The organism is Microbacterium sp. AC132, from assembly GCF_979258525.1.
On the sequence record NZ_OZ409862.1, the window covers coordinates 3258569 to 3275365 of the forward strand.

Genomic DNA, 16797 nt, shown 5'->3' on the forward strand with positions numbered 1-16797 from the left:
CGCAGATGCGGGGTGGCATCCTGCGTGGATTACTCCTGGCCTGCGACGATGAAGTTGACGGCGTCGCCGACGGTCTTGAGGTTCTTGACCTCGTCGTCGGGGATGGTGACGCCGAACTTCTCCTCGGCGTTGACGACGATCGTCATCATCGAGATCGAGTCGATGTCGAGGTCGTCGGTGAACGACTTCTCGAGGGCGACCTCGGAGGCGTTGATGCCGGTCTCGTCGGTGATCAGCTCTGCGAGGCCAGCGAGGACCTCATCGTTGGTGAAAGCCATGTGGTCTTCCTCTTTCTTACGGGTTGTATTCGGAACCGTGGAACAGTCTAGGGAAAGTCGGCGCGTTGTCAGGGAAGGACGACGACCTGAGCGGCGAACACGAGACCCGCGCCGAAGCCGATCTGCAGTGCGAGGCCGCCCGAGAGCTCGGGGTGCTCGGCCATCAGACGGTGACTCGCGAGCGGGATGGAGGCCGCCGACGTGTTGCCGGTGGTCTCGATGTCGCGGGCGATCACGGTGCTCTCCGGAAGCTTGAGCTGCTTCGCGAACTCGTCGATGATGCGCATGTTCGCCTGGTGCGGGATGAAGGCGGCGATGTCCGTCGGCTCGACGCCGGCCCGGTCGAGCGCCTCGCGCGCGACCTTCGCCATCTCCCAGACCGCCCAGCGGAAGACCGTCTGGCCCTCCTGACGAAGGGTGGGCCACGGCACCTCGCCGTCGCGGAACTCGGTGAGCGTCGCATTCATGCCGACAGCGTCGGCCTTCGACCCGTCCGATCCCCACACTGCGGGCGCGATGCCCGGCGTGTCGCTCGGGCCGATGAGCGCGGCTCCGGCACCGTCGCCCAGCAGGAACGAGATGCTGCGGTCGGTCGGATCGACGACGTCGGACAGCTTCTCGGTTCCGATCACGAGCGCGTAGCGGGCGGCGCCGGACCTGATCAGCGCATCCGCCTGGGTGATCGCATAGGCATAGCCGGCGCAGGCGGCGTTCACGTCGTAGGCCGCGGCGGGGTTCGCACCGACGCGGTCGGCGACGATCGCGGACACCGACGGCGACTGCTTGGGGTTGCTGATGGTGGCGACGATCACGAGGTCGACCTGGTCAGCGGGGATCCCCGACTTCTCGATGGCCTCAGCGCCGGCGATCGCGGCGAGATCGATCGCGTCCGTGTCCTTGTCCGCGCGAACACGTGTGACGATGCCGGTCCGCTGGCGGATCCACTCGTCGCTCGAGTCGATCGGTCCGATGAGGTCCTCGTTCGGCACGGCGTTCTCGCCCCGGGCAGCGCCGAAGGAGTAGATGCGGGTGTAGGCGGGACCGGTGATCTGGTTCAGGGTGGGGCTCATGCGGCTTCTCCGTTCAGCAGCGCGACGGCCGCATCGAGATCATCGGGGGTCTTCACGGCGACGGTCGGCACGCCGCGCAGGCCGCGCTTGGCGAGACCGGTCAGCGCGCCCGCCGGGGCGAGCTCGATCAGGCCGGTGATGCCCTGGTCGGCGAACGAGGCCATGCACAGGTCCCAGCGCACCGGCGAGGAGACCTGGTCGACGAGATAGGTCAAGGCCTGCGAACCGTCACTGACGACCGAGCCGTCGCGGTTGGTCCACAGTGTGATGTCGGGATCTGCGGGAGTCACGGTCGACACGGCGTCACGCAGCGCGGCGACGGCCGACCCCATGAACGAGGTGTGGAACGCGCCCGCCACCTGCAGAGGGATGACGCGGGTGCCCTTGACGGGCTCGGTGGCGAGAGCGTCGAGCCTGGCGAGCTCACCGGCCACGACGAGCTGGCCGCCACCGTTGTAGTTGGCGGGGGAGAGGCCGAGCTCGCTCAGACGGGTGAGGATGGCCTCCTCGTCTCCGCCGAGCACGGCGCTCATGCCGGTCGGAGTCTGGGCGGCGGCATCGGCCATCGCGCGGCCGCGGATGCCGACGAGGCGCATGCCGGTCTCGGCATCGATCACTCCGCTGCCGACGAGTGCGGCGATCTCGCCGACGGAGTGTCCGGCGACGCCGTCTGCTCGGCGTCCCGCGCGAGCGGTGAGTGCGGCGGCGGCGATGAGGGACGCGGCGACGATCAGCGGCTGGGCGACGCGCGTGTCGCGGATCGTGTCAGCATCCGACACCGTTCCGTGCTGCCGGAGGTCGACCTCGGACGCCTCGGAGTACGAGGCGAGAGTCTCCGTCACGCCGTCCAGCTCGAGCCAGGGGGAGAGGAAACCGGGGGTCTGCGAGCCCTGTCCAGGGCATACGACGACAATCACCACCCCAGTCTGCCAACGATCTGACAGAAGTGGTGGATGATCCATCACAAGATTCCGAAGAACCCTTGTGTGTGGCGTACAGCTGAAGGGTGTCTGGCGCGGCGATCAGCGTGCGGGACGCCGCAGCGGAGGGCGACGTCGCACCTGCTCGGCGGCGCCGATCGAACCGAGGATGAGCGCCGTCTGCAGGATCAGAGCCTCACGTGGGCCCGTGGCGTCCCAACCGATGACCTCGCTGACGCGCTTCAGGCGATAGCGCACGGTGTTCGGGTGCACGAACAGCTCGCGGGCGGTCGCCTCGAGCGAGCGACCGTTGTCGAGGTAGCTCCACAGCGTCGTCACCAGGTCGGTCGAATGCGCCTGCAGCGGTCGGTAGATGCGCTCGATCAGCGTCTGCTTGGCGAGAGGATCACCGGCGAGGGCACGCTCGGGAAGCAGGTCGTCGGCGTCGACGGGCCGCGGAGCGCTCCGCCACGCCCGCGCCACGGCGAACCCGGCGAGGGCGGCTCGGGCGCTCTGGCTCGCGTCGACGAGCGCGGCGACCGCGGGGCCGAGCACGACGTAGCCCGGACCGAAGGAGGGCTCGAGGCGCGTCGCGATCTCTTCGAAGCCGAGTTCGTCCTCTTCGCCCTCCGCGAGCTCCTGGCCGGCGACGCGTGCCCGCCCGATGACGAGAACGAGGCGCGAGCCCTGCACGCCGATCAGCACATCGACTGCGAGCTTGCGTGCCGTGCGACGCACCAGATCGACATCGAACTGCGGGGGAGTCGTGCCCACCAGCACCGCGACCTCGCCGTGTCCGTGCCAGCCCAGCGCGGCGATGCGACTCGGCAGCTCTTCGTCGGCTTCGCCGGTCAGGATCGAGTCGACGACGAGCGCCTCGAGCCTGGCATCCCAGAGGCCGCGGGCCTCAGCAGCGCGGGCGTAGACGTCGGCCGCGGCGAAGGCCACGTCGCGAGAGTAGAGGAGGATCGCCTCGCGGAGATCTGCACCCCGACCCGCGACCCTCTCTTCCGTCACCTCGACGGTGACGCGGATCAACTGGAGGGTCTGCTGCAGGCTGACGCTGCGGAGCAGCTCGCGCGGTGCCGCCGCGAAGATGTCGGCGGCGATCCACGGCGTCGACGTCGGGTCCTCGTACCACTGGATGAACGAGGTGATGCCCGCCTGGGCCACCAGCCCGACCGCAGAGCGGCGGGCTGGTGGCATGTCGGCGTACCACGGGAGGGTGTCCTCGAGGCGCTTGATCGTCACCGAGGCGATGTCACCGGAGATCCGGCGCAGCCAGGTGAGCGTGGCGGACTTGTCCATGCCGCGCGAAGAGGAACCCGTCACCGATGACTCAGCTTTCGCCGCCCGCGTTGCCGCTCGTGCCGGCGTTCACGTCGAGCAGGCTGTACTTCTGGATGGCCTGCGCGGCGAGAGAGCGGTCGACGACCCCGTCTTCGGCGAGCGACTGCAGCGTGCGGACGACGATCGACGGACCGTCGATCTTGAAGAAGCGACGAGCGGCCGCACGCGTGTCGGAGAAGCCGAATCCGTCGGCACCGAGCGTCGCGAACCGCTGCGGGACCCAGGGACGGATCTGGTCCTGCACGGCGTGCATGTAGTCGCTCACTGCGACGACGGGACCCTCGGCACCCTGCAGCTTCTGCGTGAGGTACGCGGTGCGGGGCTCTTCTTCGGGGTGCAGGAAGTTGTGCTCGTCGGCGGCGAGGCCGTCGCGGCGCAGTTCGGTCCACGAGGTGACCGACCAGACATCGGCGATCACGCCCCAGTCGTTCTTCAGCAGCTCCTGTGCTTCGAGAGCCCAGGGGAGTCCGACGCCCGAGGCGAAGAGCTGGGCACGCGGGCCCTCGCCCTCGCCGACGGAGATGCGGTGGATGCCGCGCACGATGCCGTCGACGTCCACGTTCTCCGGCTCGGCCGGCATCACCATCGGCTCGTTGTAGAGCGTGATGTAGTACATGACGTTCGGGTCTTCGTGGTTGCCGCCGTACATGCGCTCGAGACCGGAGCGCATGATGTGCGCGATCTCATAGCCGTAGGCCGGGTCGTACGAGACCGTCGCCGGGTTGGTGGCGGCGAGCAGGTGCGAGTGGCCGTCGGCGTGCTGCAGGCCTTCACCCGTGAGGGTGGTGCGGCCGGCCGTCGCCCCCATGATGAAGCCGCGCGCCATCTGATCACCGGCGGCCCACTGGGCGTCACCGGTGCGCTGGAAGCCGAACATCGAGTAGAAGAGGTAGATCGGGATCAGCGGCTCGCCGTGCGTGGCGTACGACGTGCCGGCCGCGGTGAACGCCGCGAGGGCGCCCGCCTCGTTGATGCCGACGTGCACGATCTGTCCCTGAGGGCTCTCCTTGTAGGCGAGGAGGAGCTCGCGGTCGACCGAGGTGTAGTGCTGGCCGTTCGGGTTGTAGATCTTCGCCGAGGGGAAGTACGCGTCCATGCCGAACGTGCGGGCCTCGTCCGGGATGATCGGGACGATGCGGTGCCCGAAGTCCTTCGAGCGCAGCAGGTCCTTCAGCAGACGGACGAACGCCATGGTCGTGGCGATCTCCTGCGTGCCGGAGCCCTTCTTGGGAAGCGCGTAGGCCGTGTCGTCGGGGAGCGAGAGTCCCACGTGAGTGGAACGGCGCTCGGGCAGGTAGCCGCCGAGAGCCTGGCGACGCTCGAGCATGTACTGGATCGTCTCGTCCTGCGGGCCCGGGTTGTAGTACGGGGGCAGGTAGGGGTTCTCCTCGAGCTGCGCATCCGTGATCGGGATGTGCATCGCGTCGCGGAACGTCTTGAGGTTGTCCAGCGTCATCTTCTTCATCTGGTGGGTCGCGTTGCGGCCCTCGAAGTGCGGACCGAGGCCGTAGCCCTTGACGGTCTTCGCGAGGATGACGGTGGGCTTGCCCTTGTGCTCGGTCGCGGCCTTGAACGCGGCGTAGACCTTGCGGTAGTCGTGGCCACCGCGCTTCAGGTTCCAGATGTCGTCGTCGGAGTAGTCCTTGACGAGGGCCGCAGCACGCTCGTCGCGGCCGAAGAAGTGCTCGCGGACGTACGCGCCGGACTCGGCCTTGTAGGTCTGGTAGTCGCCGTCGGGGGTGACGTTCATCAGGTTGAGCAGCGCACCCTCGGTGTCGCGGGCGAGCAGGTCGTCCCATTCGCGACCCCAGACGACCTTGATGACGTTCCAGCCCGCGCCGCGGAAGAACGACTCGAGCTCCTGGACGATCTTCCCGTTGCCGCGCACCGGACCGTCGAGACGCTGGAGGTTGCAGTTGACGATGAACGTCAGGTTGTCGAGCCCCTCGTTGGCTGCGACCTGCAGCTGTCCGCGGCTCTCGACCTCGTCCATCTCACCGTCGCCGAGGAAGGCCCAGACGTGGGACTGCGAGGTGTCCTTGATGCCGCGGTTCTCGAGGTACTTGTTCGACATCGCCTGGTAGATGGCGTTGATCGGGCCAAGTCCCATGGAGACGGTGGGGAACTGCCAGTACTCCGGCATCAGACGCGGGTGCGGGTACGACGGGATGCCGTGCGGTGCGTGCGACTTCTCCTGGCGGAAGCCGTCGAGCTGGTCTTCGCTCAGGCGGCCCTCGAGGTACGAGCGCGCGTAGGTGCCGGGGGAGGCGTGGCCCTGGATGAAGATCTGGTCGGCGCCACCGGGGTGGTCTGCGCCCTTGAAGAAGTGGTTGAAGCCGACCTCGTACAGAGCGGCCGACGATGCGTACGTCGAGATGTGGCCGCCGACGCCGATGCCGGGGCGCTGCGCGCGGTGCACGGTGATCGCGGCGTTCCAGCGGATCCACGCACGGTAGCGGCGCTCGATCTCTTCGTCCCCCGGGAACTCGGGCTCGTTCTCCGGCGCGATCGTGTTGATGTAGTCGGTGGTCGGGACCATCGGCACGCCCAGGTGCAGCTCCTTCGAGCGCTTGAGCAGGCTGAGCATGATCTCGCGGCCACGACCGTGGCCCTTCGCGTCGACGAGCTCGTCGAGAGACTGCTGCCACTCGCCCGTCTCTTCCGGATCGCTGTCGAGGGGGCCCTGGGAATACGGATCCTGGTCGTGCACAGTCACGGGGAGCCTTTCGTCAAGCTGGCAGGTCATGCCAATGAAACGGGAAGCGACGCGGGCAGCCTTGTCGGCTGTGCACAACGCGTGCCGCCCTCAGCCTATCCCTCTTCCACGACATCAGCGCGCATCGGGTCATCTGTAGACTGGGACGCACCAGGGCCTTTAGCTCAGCTGGTAGAGCGCCACGTTTACACCGTGGATGTCGTCGGTTCGATCCCGGCAGGGCCCACCGCATCGATCATCTGCTGAAGGCGGACGCTCCTCCACCCCGTGTCTCCGACGGGGCGCAGAACTCTACTCCGCAGGGTCGAGAATGGCCAGGGTCGGCTGATTTCTTCCTGCGGCGTCGCGCCGCTCGTAGAGTTCTCCGTGGACTCTGAGCGGCTTGCGGACGTCGAGGCGATGCCGGGAAGGAGGCCACGTGGACATCTGTCGAGAGTGTCGGTTCGTCGTGGCCAATCCGGTGGGCCGACTCACCGTCTCGCGTGTGGGACTGCTCTCCGACGCCCGGTTCCCCGGCCGGAGCATCCTGAGCCTCCGCGATCACTACGACGACATCGCCGACGCGCCGGCGGAGATCGCCGAGCTCTTCCTGGTCGACATCCAGTTCGCCTCTCGCATCATCCGCCGAGCGACCGGAGCCGATCGGGTCGACGTCGTGCTCTCCGGAGCTGCAGGGCCGCATGTGCATGCGCACCTGGTCCCGCGCCGCCGAGACCGCGACCCTCGTCCTGACCACGGCCCCGACGAGGACCCGAGGGCGTGCCGGCCGCTCGAGCCGCTTCCTGAAGCGATGGCCGTCGGACTGCTCGCCGCGGCCTTCGACGTGGCCGGGGCCGGTCTCGCCGGGACATAGCGATGGCGCACCCGGACTCTCGGTCCGGATGCGCCATCGTGTGCCGCGTGGGCGCTACTGCTGGATGAAGGCGAGGATGTCGGGGTTGATCACATCGGCGTGCGTCGTCAGCATGCCGTGGGGGAACCCGGGGTAGATCTTCAGGGTCGAGTCGCTCAGGAGCTCCGCCTGCTTCAGAGCGGCATCCTTGTACGGCACGACCTGGTCGTCGTCGCCCTGGATCACGAGGACCGGAACGGTGATCGCCGTGAGGTCTTCGGTCTGGTCCGTCTCGGAGAAGGCCTTGATCCCCTCGTAGTGAGCGAGGGCGCTGCCCGTCATGCCCTGTCGCCACCAGTTGTCGACCACGGGCTGCGACAGCGTGACGCCATCGCGGTTGAAGCCGTAGAAGGGCCCGGAGGCGACAGCCTGGAAGAACTCGGCGCGATTCGCGGCGAGTGCCTCGCGGAAGCCGTCGAAGACCGAGATCGGGGTGCCCTCGGGGTTGCTGTCGGTCTGCACCATCAGCGGCGGCACCGACGAGACGAGCACCGCCTTGGCGACGCGGCCCTGAGGCTGTCCGTACTGCGCGACGTAGCGCGCGACCTGGCCGCCGCCCGTCGAGTGCCCGATGTGGATGGCGTTGCGGAGATCGAGGTGCTCGACGACGGCCGAGGCATCGCTGGCGTAGTGGTCCATGTCATGGCCGGTGCCGATCTGCGACGACCTTCCGTGGCCCCGGCGGTCGCTCGCGATGACGCGGTAGCCCTTGTCGAGGAAGAACAGCATCTGCGCGTCCCAGTCGTCGGACGAGAGCGGCCAGCCGTGGTGGAACATGATGGGCTGCGCGTCGGGGCTGCCCCAGTCCTTGTAATAGATCTCTGCGCCATCATCCGTGGTCACGAACGCCATGATCAGCCTCCAGGTTTCCGCCGTCCCGAGAGAGATCCCGGACGACTGTCGAACGCCCCACGTCAGCTTCGTGGGAGCGCGACCACGCTAACCCGTCCGTCCTCACGGCGCGCTCGACATCTGTCCAGAATCCGTCCCCGGCGTTTTCGACATCTGTCCGGTGCGGCGTCGAGGCCGCATCGATAGCGTCTCGACCATGTCGAACTCCCGGATCTCGCACGGGGCGGGATTCTGGGTGGTCGCCTCCGCCTTCCTGCTCGTGATGGCGTACGCGACCGTGCCGACCCCTCTGTACCCGCTGTACCAGGAGGTCGACGGGTTCCCGGTCTCGGTGATCACCCTGATCTTCGCGGCCTTCGCCGTCGGCGTCGTGCTCAGCCTCTTCCTGCTCGGGCATGTCAGCGACTGGATGGGGCGACGGCGGATGCTGGTGATCGCGATCCTCATCGCGGCTCTCAGCGCCGTCCTGTTCCTCGCATGGCACGAGGTGCCGGGACTGCTCGCCGCGAGGCTGGTGAACGGCGCGAGCGTCGGCATCCTCACCGCCACCGCCACCGCGCATCTGGGTGAGCTGCGGGCCCAGGCGCGCCCCAGCGAGAACGCGATCGTGGCCGCATCCGTGGCGGGTGCCGCCAATCTCGGCGGACTGGCGCTCGGACCGCTGATCGGCGGTCTGTTCGCCGAGTTCCTGCCCGCGCCGCTGGTGCTGCCGCACGCGGTCTTCCTCGTGGTGCTCATCGCGGCCGCGATCGCGGTGTCCGGTGTCCCGGAGACGGTGACGCCACCCGGCGAGCCGAGACGGTACAGGCCCCAACGCATAGCCGCACCGCCGCGATCGAGGGCGGCATTCATCGCCGCGGGCTTCGGAGCATTCGCCGGATTCGCCCTGTTCGGCCTGTTCACCTCTCTCGCGCCCACCATCCTCATCAGCACGTTCGGCGAGCATGACCACCTTCTCGCCGGGATCACCGCGTGCTCGGTGTTCGCTGCCGCGACAACCGGCCAGGTGGCTCTCGCTCGGGTGCCGCTGCGCATCCAACTGACGGTCGCGGCCGTCTGCTGCGCATGCGGGCTCGTCGCCGTCGCCGCAGGAACGCTGGTGCCGTCGCTCGCGGTGTTCCTCATCGGAGGCGTCGTCGCAGGCGTCGGCGTCGGGCTGCTGTTCAAGTCGTCGGTCGCGACGGCCGCGGGCCTCGCCGAGCCGGGACGACGGGGGGAGACGCTCGCGCTGGTCTTCCTCATCGCCTACTGCGGCCTCGCGCTTCCGGTGCTCGCGATCGGAGTGATCCTCACGTTCGCATCGCAGACCACGGTGCTCCTCGTCTTCATCTCGATCGTGTCGGTCGCGACCGTCTCGGCGGCGGTCGTCATGCGTCGCGCGCTCGTCGGTCAGGAGCCCGGCGCGAGGGCCGGACGTGCAGTGTCCGGTCCCGACGAAACCGCCCCGTAACCGGCGCGCCATCATCCCGCCGACGAGACCTGCCAAGCTGAGATCAGCGAAAGGCGGACGTCGTGACACAACCCTCACCCTTCGGGCTGATGCTGCGCTCGTTGCGCGTGGGCCAGAACCTGACTCTCGAAGCGCTCGCGTCTCGATCCGGGGTGAGCGTGCGCACGATCGGCGACCTCGAACGCGGAGCGAGCGCCTCGCCGCAACGGCGCACCGTCGATGCGCTCGCCGACGGACTCGGACTCGATGTGGCCGATCAGCATGCGTTCCTCCGCGCTGCGCGTGCCCGGCCCCGTGCCGCCGTCGCGACAGAGCCCGCGGGGGCCATAGCCCCGCACCGGGTGTTCGACTTCTCGGGCCGGCAGGCCGAGATCGATGAAGCACTTCGCATCCTGCACGGCCCTCAGCCCGCAGATCGGCAGCGACCGGCGCTGGTCATCAGCGGCGCGCCGGGAATCGGCAAGACGACCGGCGCCGTCGAGATCCTGTCGCGTGGAGGAGAGGCCGACCGCCGTCCGCTGGTCTTCGTGGGGCTGGACGGTTTCAGCTCGTCTCCGCTGACACCGCTCCAGGTGGTCACCGCCATGCTGCGGCAGCTCCCCGGAGCGGAGCAGAAGCCGCCTGCTGATCTGGCGACGGCGCGAACGCAATGGCGGGCAGCGGTCGCAGAGGCTCCCGTCCAGGTGCTGCTCGACAACGTCGCGAACGAGGCGCAGATCCGTCCGATCCTGTCGATCTGCGCGGGGGATGTCGTGGTCGTGACATCGCGCCGCAGTCTCGCAGGCCTCGAAGGGGTGCGGCGCCTGCGGCTCGGGCCCCTGCAGCGGGACGAGAGCATCGCGTTCCTCGGTCGTCTCATCCCGCATGACGATGCCTCCGATCTGGATGCGCTGAGTGAGATCGCGGCCCTGTGCGACGACGTGCCCCTCGCGCTTCGAGTGGTCGGCAACCGCATCGCCAGTCGCCCCTCATGGACGGCCGCCGATCTCCTGAGCCGCCTGCGCACGTCGGAGGACAGGCTGCGCATGCTCGTCGCCGGTGACCTGGCCGTGGAAGCGGCCATCTCTCTCTCCTACGAGGAGCTGGACCCGCGCACTGCCGCGCTGTTCCGGTGGATCTCGCTCATCGACGGTCGCACCTTCGGGGCCCATCTCGCCGCGGCTGCCGTGCGATCGTCAGATGTGGCCGAGGTGGAGCGACGGCTGGACGACCTCACGGACCTGGGAATGCTCGAGGCGCGTGGTGGCGACCGCTACCGTCTGCACGACCTGATGCGTCTCTTCGGGCTGGGCAAGCTGCGCGATGCTGTCGGATCCGATGAGATCGCACGGCGCCACGCCCATATCCGCGCGTGGCTGCTGGGGAGTCTGGAGCGCGCAGGCGCCTGGTACGAACCGGGAAGGGATGCGAGCGCAGTCTCACGCAACGGCCGCAGCTTCATCGATGCCGAGGCCGCCGCGGTGTGGATCCGCGAGGAGGTCGAGCACTGGTGGCCGGCGTATGCGGAGGCAGCGGAGCTCGGCGAGGACGCGATGGTCTGCGACGTCGCGGATGCGCTGCACTGGTACTCCGACATCTGGATCACGTGGGGACACTGGCATCGATTCTTCTCTCTCGCGGCTGCGGCGGCGAAGAGGCTGGGCGACCCGAGAGCAGAAGCCGCGCAGCTGGGGTACGTCGCGTGGGCGGAGATCGTCGAGGTCGGTGACCGGGCGCACGCGGTGCTCACCGGGCATGCCGCGCTGGAGGCGGCCACCCGCGCGGGTGATGCCGCACAGCAGGGCTGGGCGCACTACTACATCGGGTGGGCGAGCTGGACGCTGGATCGTCTCGTCGAGGCCGACGCGGCGGCCGCGGCCGCCATGGTCGCCTTTCGCGCGGCTCAGGAGACGACAGGGGCGGAGAACGCGCAGGTGCTCTCGTCGATGGTCAAGGCCCGACGCGGCAAGTACCTCGAGTCGATCCCCGAGACGGAGGCGACGCTCGCGCGCGTCCGATCCGCCGAGACCACGGACAGTCTGACCAGCATCGTCACGCAGTTCGCGGCGTGCCTGGACCTCGTCGACGCCTACGTCGCCGTCGGACGACACGAAGACGCGGTCCGAGTCGGCGCGCTGGGCATCGAGATCGCACGATCACTCAAGGACGACACCCGTGTGCTGCTGATGATGCGCCGACACATCCGTGCGCTGATCCACGCGGGCGACGGCGACGCTGCGATCGCCGAGGCGGATGAGGCTCTGGCCATGCTGGGGCCGGGGAGCAGCGAGGCGTTCATCTTCGACAGAGTGCGCCGGGAGGTGTCGCTCATCGGCACGTCTCGCGCACCCGGTTCAGAGGGCGATGCAGCGTGATCGTCCGGCGGGGTCCCGCGGTCACAGGCGGCCGGTCGACTCCCAGAGCCTGATGAGCTTCAACGCAAGATGGAGAGTGCTGCGCGCGACGCCGTCGTCGAGCGCCTCTCTGACCACCTCGGGCAGACGCTCGAGCCGGTAGTAGAGCGTCGTCCGATGGACGAACAGGATGCGGCAGGCCGCGACGACGTTCGCACCCACGTCGAGATACGTCTCGACGGTCACCCGCTGGCTGTCGTCTCGTTGGGAGTAGAGCGCATGCGCGGCGGGCGAGATGATCCGGAGTGCTGCCGGATCGGCTGACGCCGAGGCGAGCAGCCGCCATCCGCCGAGAGCGCTCGAGTCGACCGAGGGGTGGAACTGCGGGAGGGCGGCGGCGAGAGAGGCGGCGATGACGGCCTCGTCGGCGGCGCTGCGCAGGTCCGACGCGCCCTGCGCAGGGGAGGCGGTGCCGATTCCGAGAATGCGGATGCCGCGTCTCGCCGCCTCGTCGAGGAGGAGGTCGGTGAGGCCGCTGTCGGACGGCTGTCCCACGAGCAGGACGACACCGCGCTCCAGCCCGATGAAATGAGCCGGCACGGGCCGGAGGTGCGTCAGGTGACGTCCGAAGGCGATGCGGTCGACATCGCTCACCGTCGCATCGATGAGGACGGCGCGGGCGACCGTCCCGGGGCCCGGCCGGAGCCACCGCTGCTGGACGGCGTGCGCGAAGGCGCCGCGACGCACGGACTCGTCGGCGTGCAGCAGATCGACCAGGATCGACTCTCGATCGACACGCGACGAGCCAGGGACCCTGCGCAGGGCGATACGGGTCAGGGCGACGGCCGCATCGATCGCCTCGAACTCGCTCGCCGTGAGCTGCGGCCCATCTCCGAGGTCGATCTCGATGACGGCGACCGGGACACCGTCGTCATGCACCGGAACGGAGAGGAGCGAGGCGGATGCCTGAGGTGATGCGGACAGCCCGCCGTCGGACGCCGCCGGACCGAACTCGTGCACGACCACTCGGCGGTGCAGGGATGCTGCGAGTTGGAGGGCGATCTCCGACAGCGCCGTCGAGGCTGCGGGGGTCGTCGTATCGCTGATCGTCATGGGTCGCTCCTGTGCGGGGGATGGGCTCACCGTGTCGCTCTGCGTCGATGGATGCGGACATCACATCCACCGAACTCGAGTACGCCCCATAGAAGCGTCTTCCGAGCAGCCGCACCAGGCGGAAAGCAGGCAGAAGTGAGGAACGACCGTCTTCGACTCCTGTCGCATGGTCGTGAGTCTGACGGTTCATAGATTCGTATTCAGCGGACGAAGGGACACGAGGAGACGCGATGATGAGCAGCAGCACGGTCGTCCTCGTGCACGGAGCCTTCCTCGACGCATCCGGTTGGTGGCCGGTCGTGCTCCGCCTGCTCGACGGCGGACACCGGGTGCTCGCTCCTCCGGTGACCGGCCGCAGCTTCCGCGGCGACTGCGACTACATCCGCACGATCGTCGAGCACGTCGACGGAGAGGTGCTGCTCGTCGGACACGGGTATGGCGCGGCCGTCATCACGGTCGTCGGCGAGGCGGCGAACGTCTCAGGGCTGCTCTTCATCGCGGGCTATGCGCTGGAACGGGGCGAGAGCATCGCCGAGATGCGAGACCTCTTCGCGCCGGCAGAGGCATCCGCGCATCTCGTGGCCACCGTGTTCCCGGGTGAAGACGGCGCACGGCGAACGGAGCTGACCGTCGCACCCGACCAATTCGCGCGCCTTCTCGCGCAGGGCCTTCCCGCCGACGAATCGGGAGTCCTCGCGGTCTCACAGCGCCCGATCTCCGACTCCGTGTTCGCCGAGCGGGCGTCCGGCGCGGGCTGGAGCGTGACGCCGAGCTGGGGCGTCGTGGCGACTCACGACCGTCTCATCAGCCCGCACCTCCAGCGCTTCGGATATCGGCGAGCGGGATGTCGAGCGGTGAGGGAGCTGGACGCACCGCACCTGGTCACGCAGACGCACGCCGCGGAGATCGTGCGGTTCATCGACAGCATCCTCGACGAGATCGAGACCCGTGGCTGAGCAGCAGGGGAGTGCTGTCGACACCCGCCCCGGTTGGACGGCGGGGTTCGCGCCGCTCGCCGTCCCGATCTTCCGCCTGGTGTGGCTGGCATCGATCGTCAGCAACATCGGCAGCTGGATGCAGACCGTCGGCGCTCAATGGCTCCTGGTGCAGGACGACAGCTCGCCGCTGCTCGTCGCGCTCGTGCAGACGGCATCGGCAGCGCCCGTGCTCCTGTTCGCGATCCCGGCCGGCGTCATCGGCGAGTTCCTCAACCGTCGACGCGTCCTTCTCTGGTCGCAGACGGTCCAACTCGCCGTCGTGCTGGGTCTCACGTATCTGACCGCGGTCGGCCAGACGACCACGACCATCCTGCTGGCGTCGACGTTCGTGCTGGGGACGGTCTCGGCCATCCAGCTGCCGGCATTCCAGGCACTCGTGCCGGACATCGTGCCGCCGAAGCTCCTGATCGATGCGGCGAGCCTCTCCTCGATCGGCGTGAACATCGCCCGCGCGGTGGGACCGGCGATCGCCGGCCTCGTGGTCGCCCAGTTCGGCGTCGCGGCGGTCTTCCTGCTCAATGCGCTCTCCTTCCTGGTGTTCCTGGGCGTGCTGCTCTTCTGGAAGACCTACAGTCCGCCGGTGGCTCGGCCCGAGCCCTTCGTCGATGCGACGCGGGCCGGCATCCGCTACATCCGCCACTCGCGGATCGTCCGCCGCATCCTGCTGCGGCTCGCCGTCTTCCTGATACCGGCGAACGCGCTCTGGGCGCTGCTGCCGACCATCGCCAAGAACTCGCTCGGGTTCTCTGCGAGTGGCTACGGCCTTCTGCTGGCAGCGCTGGGAGCAGGATCGATCGTCGGTGCGTTCGTGCTTCCGTGGGCGCGGCGCGTCGCAGCGGTCAACGGTGTGGTGCTGACCTCGTCCGTGGTCTTCGGGGCGGGACTCGTGGTCCTCGTGACCTCGCCGACCCTGTGGATCACCTTTCCGGCGCTCGTGGCGACCGGTCTCGCCTGGATCGGGGTGATCGCGACCATCAACGGCACGGTGCAGGCGTTCCTGCCCGTCTGGGTGCGTACGCGCGGCCTGTCGTTCTACCAGCTCGTCCTCTTCGGCTGCACGGCCGCCGGGTCTGCGGGCGCGGGCGTGCTCGCGTCCGTGTGGGATCCCGGGCTCGTGGTCATCGGGGCCGGGATCCTCTGCGGCCTGGGCGGACTCTTCCTGCTCGTGTGGCCCATGCCGGCGACGAGCGGCATCGGCCGCGGCATCGTGGAGGTGCCGGGGGTCGAGGACCGGCCCCGCCCGGACGGTGCTGACGACGCGCCCGTTCTGGTGGTCATCCGGTATCGCATTCCGGTCGAGCGGAGACAGGAGTTCCTCGACACGATGACCGGCGTGCAGCAGACCCGTCTGCGGACGGGGGCGCGGGGGTGGCAGGTGTACGTCGACGCCGACGACCCGGGGTCGGTCATCGAGGCGTACTCCGTCGGCTCGTGGCGCGAGCACGTGAGTCAACACGAAGGTCGCACCACCGAGTTCGACGCCCAGCAGATCGCCCGTGCGCGCGCGATGAGCACCCAGGAGCTCGAGGTGACGCACCTGCTCGCCATCCCCCTGCCTCACCACCGCGGCGTCGAGAAGCGCCGCACCCGCGACAAGAGACGGAGCATCCCGCATGGAACGTGACGACAACCCCACCACTCACCCCGAGATCCCGTCGCTGGGCGACCCCGATCTGCCGCAGGAGGGGGAGGTGAACATCGCCGACCGCCCGCAGAGCAACACGATGACCGGTCCGCAGAACGAGGTCATCGAGTCGCAGTTCCCGAACCAGATGCACGCGCCGGCGACGGACATCAGCACGCAGCCGTTCTTCTGGTCCTCGTTCAACATCTCACCCCGCCGGGTGCAGCGCGGCGGCTGGGCGCGGGAGCTCACGAAGCAGGACTTCCACATCTCCGACGAGATCGCCGGGGTCAACATGTACCTCGAGCCGGGCGGCATCCGCGAACTGCACTGGCACCAGACCGCCGAATGGGCGGTCATGACCCGCGGCAAGGCGCGCGTGACGACTCTCAGCAGGTCGGGTCTTCCCGCGGTGGAGGATGTGGAAGAGGGCGACCTGTGGTTCTTCCCGGCGGGCACCCCGCACTCCCTGCAGGGTCTCGGGCCGGACGGGGCGGAGTTCGTGCTGGCGTTCGATGACGGCGACCAGTCCGAGTCGAACACACTGCTGCTGACCGACTGGTTCGCCCACACCCCGCCCGAGGTCCTGGCGAAGAACTTCGGCGTCGCGCAGTCGGTCTTCTCCGACATCCCGCTGCACAACCTCTGGATCTTCCCCGGCGAAGAGCCACCCGCGCTCGACATCGACCAGGCCGCCGCGGGTGTGGAATGGGGCATGGAGCCGGTCATCTTCCGGCTGTCGCGCTCGAAGCCGCTGTATGAGAACTCCGGTGGATCCATCCAGATCGCCGACTCCACCAACTACGCGTACTCGAGCACGGTCGCCGCGGCGCTGGTGACCGTGGAGCCGGGGTCGATGCGCGAACTGCATTGGCACCCGAACGCCGACGAGTGGCAGTACTACCTGCGCGGCTCCGCACGCATGACCGTGTTCAACACCGGCCCGCATGCGAACACGACCGACTTCCGCGCGGGCGATGTGGGTGTGGTGCGCAAGAATCTCGGCCATTACATCGAGAACACCGGCGACGACGTGCTGCAGTTCCTCGAAGTGTTCCGCACCGACAAGTACGAGGAGATCTCCCTCGCGAACTGGCTCTCCCACGTGCCCCCGCAGCTCGTCTCCGCACACCTGAACATCGACCCCGCGGTGCTGGCGACGTTCCCCCGCGGAGCACAGGGCATCACACCACTGCGCTGA

13 protein-coding genes and 1 tRNA gene are annotated in these 16797 nt (G+C 68.5%); 7 read left to right on the top strand and 7 right to left on the bottom strand.

All coding sequences use genetic code 11. From position 1 onward, the window contains the following. Positions 1–29: 29 nt before the first annotated feature. The 5 genes from ACZZZQ_RS15680 to aceE all read right to left on the bottom strand — a co-directional run bounded on the left by ACZZZQ_RS15680 (position 30) and on the right by aceE (position 6334). Positions 30–278 carry an acyl carrier protein gene (locus ACZZZQ_RS15680; RefSeq protein ID WP_017202249.1) on the bottom strand — a complete coding sequence of 83 codons (249 nt, stop codon included), beginning with the start codon at positions 276–278 and terminating at the stop codon, positions 30–32. A 68-nt stretch (positions 279–346) separates the two neighbouring features. After that, a complete protein-coding gene (locus ACZZZQ_RS15685; RefSeq protein ID WP_053096388.1) occupies positions 347–1348 on the bottom strand; it encodes a beta-ketoacyl-ACP synthase III in 1002 nt (333 codons plus the stop codon). Continuing rightward, on the bottom strand, positions 1345–2265 hold the full coding sequence (locus ACZZZQ_RS15690; protein ID WP_463507893.1) for an ACP S-malonyltransferase: 921 nt from the start codon (positions 2263–2265) through the stop codon (positions 1345–1347). The genes ACZZZQ_RS15685 and ACZZZQ_RS15690 overlap by 4 nt, the downstream gene beginning before the upstream one ends. A 105-nt stretch (positions 2266–2370) precedes the next feature. Continuing rightward, positions 2371–3576, bottom strand: coding sequence for a PucR family transcriptional regulator (locus tag ACZZZQ_RS15695; protein WP_463508102.1), 1206 nt, complete (start codon positions 3574–3576; stop codon positions 2371–2373). Between the two features lie 31 nt (positions 3577–3607). Then, entirely contained in the window at positions 3608–6334 is a 2727-nt protein-coding gene (gene aceE, locus ACZZZQ_RS15700) for a pyruvate dehydrogenase (acetyl-transferring), homodimeric type (RefSeq protein ID WP_053096386.1), read from the bottom strand. 153 nt (positions 6335–6487) lie between these two features. On the opposite strand from aceE, the gene ACZZZQ_RS15705 reads away from it, so the two are divergent. Together ACZZZQ_RS15705 and ACZZZQ_RS15710 are read left to right on the top strand one after the other, a co-directional pair. Then, a tRNA-Val gene (locus tag ACZZZQ_RS15705) sits at positions 6488–6560 on the top strand. A 192-nt stretch (positions 6561–6752) separates the two neighbouring features. Further along, on the top strand, positions 6753–7187 hold the full coding sequence (locus tag ACZZZQ_RS15710; protein WP_053096385.1) for a hypothetical protein: 435 nt from the start codon (positions 6753–6755) through the stop codon (positions 7185–7187). Between the two features lie 54 nt (positions 7188–7241). On the opposite strand, the gene ACZZZQ_RS15715 is transcribed toward ACZZZQ_RS15710, so the two are convergent. Next, positions 7242–8078 carry an alpha/beta fold hydrolase gene (locus tag ACZZZQ_RS15715; RefSeq protein ID WP_072591362.1) on the bottom strand — a complete coding sequence of 279 codons (837 nt, stop codon included), beginning with the start codon at positions 8076–8078 and terminating at the stop codon, positions 7242–7244. A 196-nt stretch (positions 8079–8274) separates the two neighbouring features. Here ACZZZQ_RS15715 and ACZZZQ_RS15720 point away from each other — a divergent pair, with 196 nt between their 5' ends. Both ACZZZQ_RS15720 and ACZZZQ_RS15725 read left to right on the top strand, forming a co-directional pair. Further along, on the top strand, positions 8275–9528 hold the full coding sequence (locus tag ACZZZQ_RS15720; RefSeq protein WP_463507894.1) for an MFS transporter: 1254 nt from the start codon (positions 8275–8277) through the stop codon (positions 9526–9528). A gap of 62 nt (positions 9529–9590) precedes the next feature. Beyond that, the gene (locus ACZZZQ_RS15725; protein ID WP_463507895.1) at positions 9591–11882 is read left to right on the top strand and encodes a helix-turn-helix domain-containing protein; all 2292 of its coding nucleotides are present in this window, start codon (positions 9591–9593) and stop codon (positions 11880–11882) included. A 21-nt stretch (positions 11883–11903) separates the two neighbouring features. Here the strand turns inward: ACZZZQ_RS15725 and ACZZZQ_RS15730 are convergent, their stop codons facing one another. After that, the gene (locus ACZZZQ_RS15730; protein WP_463496810.1) at positions 11904–12974 is read right to left on the bottom strand and encodes a PucR family transcriptional regulator; all 1071 of its coding nucleotides are present in this window, start codon (positions 12972–12974) and stop codon (positions 11904–11906) included. A gap of 233 nt (positions 12975–13207) precedes the next feature. On the opposite strand from ACZZZQ_RS15730, the gene ACZZZQ_RS15735 reads away from it, so the two are divergent. From ACZZZQ_RS15735 to ACZZZQ_RS15745, 3 genes are read left to right on the top strand one after another with little or no spacing between them, the layout of a single operon-like run. Beyond that, a complete protein-coding gene (locus tag ACZZZQ_RS15735) occupies positions 13208–13930 on the top strand; it encodes an alpha/beta hydrolase (protein WP_187249719.1) in 723 nt (240 codons plus the stop codon). Further along, a complete protein-coding gene (locus ACZZZQ_RS15740; protein WP_463507896.1) occupies positions 13923–15596 on the top strand; it encodes an MFS transporter in 1674 nt (557 codons plus the stop codon). Before ACZZZQ_RS15735 ends, ACZZZQ_RS15740 begins: the two co-directional genes overlap by 8 nt. Continuing rightward, positions 15586–16797, top strand: a complete 1212-nt coding sequence (locus ACZZZQ_RS15745; RefSeq protein ID WP_295103562.1) for a cupin domain-containing protein — start codon at positions 15586–15588, stop codon at positions 16795–16797. The genes ACZZZQ_RS15740 and ACZZZQ_RS15745 overlap by 11 nt, the downstream gene beginning before the upstream one ends.

Bases quoted from the DNA above. Each gene is read 5' to 3' on its own strand.
- ACZZZQ_RS15680 (WP_017202249.1), bottom strand. From the start codon at position 278: ATGGCTTTCACCAACGATGAGGTCCTCGCTGGCCTCGCAGAGCTGATC.
- ACZZZQ_RS15685 (WP_053096388.1), bottom strand. From the start codon at position 1,348: ATGAGCCCCACCCTGAACCAGATCACCGGTCCCGCCTACACCCGCATC.
- ACZZZQ_RS15695 (WP_463508102.1), bottom strand. From the start codon at position 3,576: ATGGACAAGTCCGCCACGCTCACCTGGCTGCGCCGGATCTCCGGTGAC.
- ACZZZQ_RS15715 (WP_072591362.1), bottom strand. From the start codon at position 8,078: ATGGCGTTCGTGACCACGGATGATGGCGCAGAGATCTATTACAAGGAC.
- ACZZZQ_RS15720 (WP_463507894.1), top strand. From the start codon at position 8,275: ATGTCGAACTCCCGGATCTCGCACGGGGCGGGATTCTGGGTGGTCGCC.
- ACZZZQ_RS15730 (WP_463496810.1), bottom strand. From the start codon at position 12,974: ATGACGATCAGCGATACGACGACCCCCGCAGCCTCGACGGCGCTGTCG.
- ACZZZQ_RS15735 (WP_187249719.1), top strand. From the start codon at position 13,208: ATGAGCAGCAGCACGGTCGTCCTCGTGCACGGAGCCTTCCTCGACGCA.
- ACZZZQ_RS15745 (WP_295103562.1), top strand. From the start codon at position 15,586: ATGGAACGTGACGACAACCCCACCACTCACCCCGAGATCCCGTCGCTG.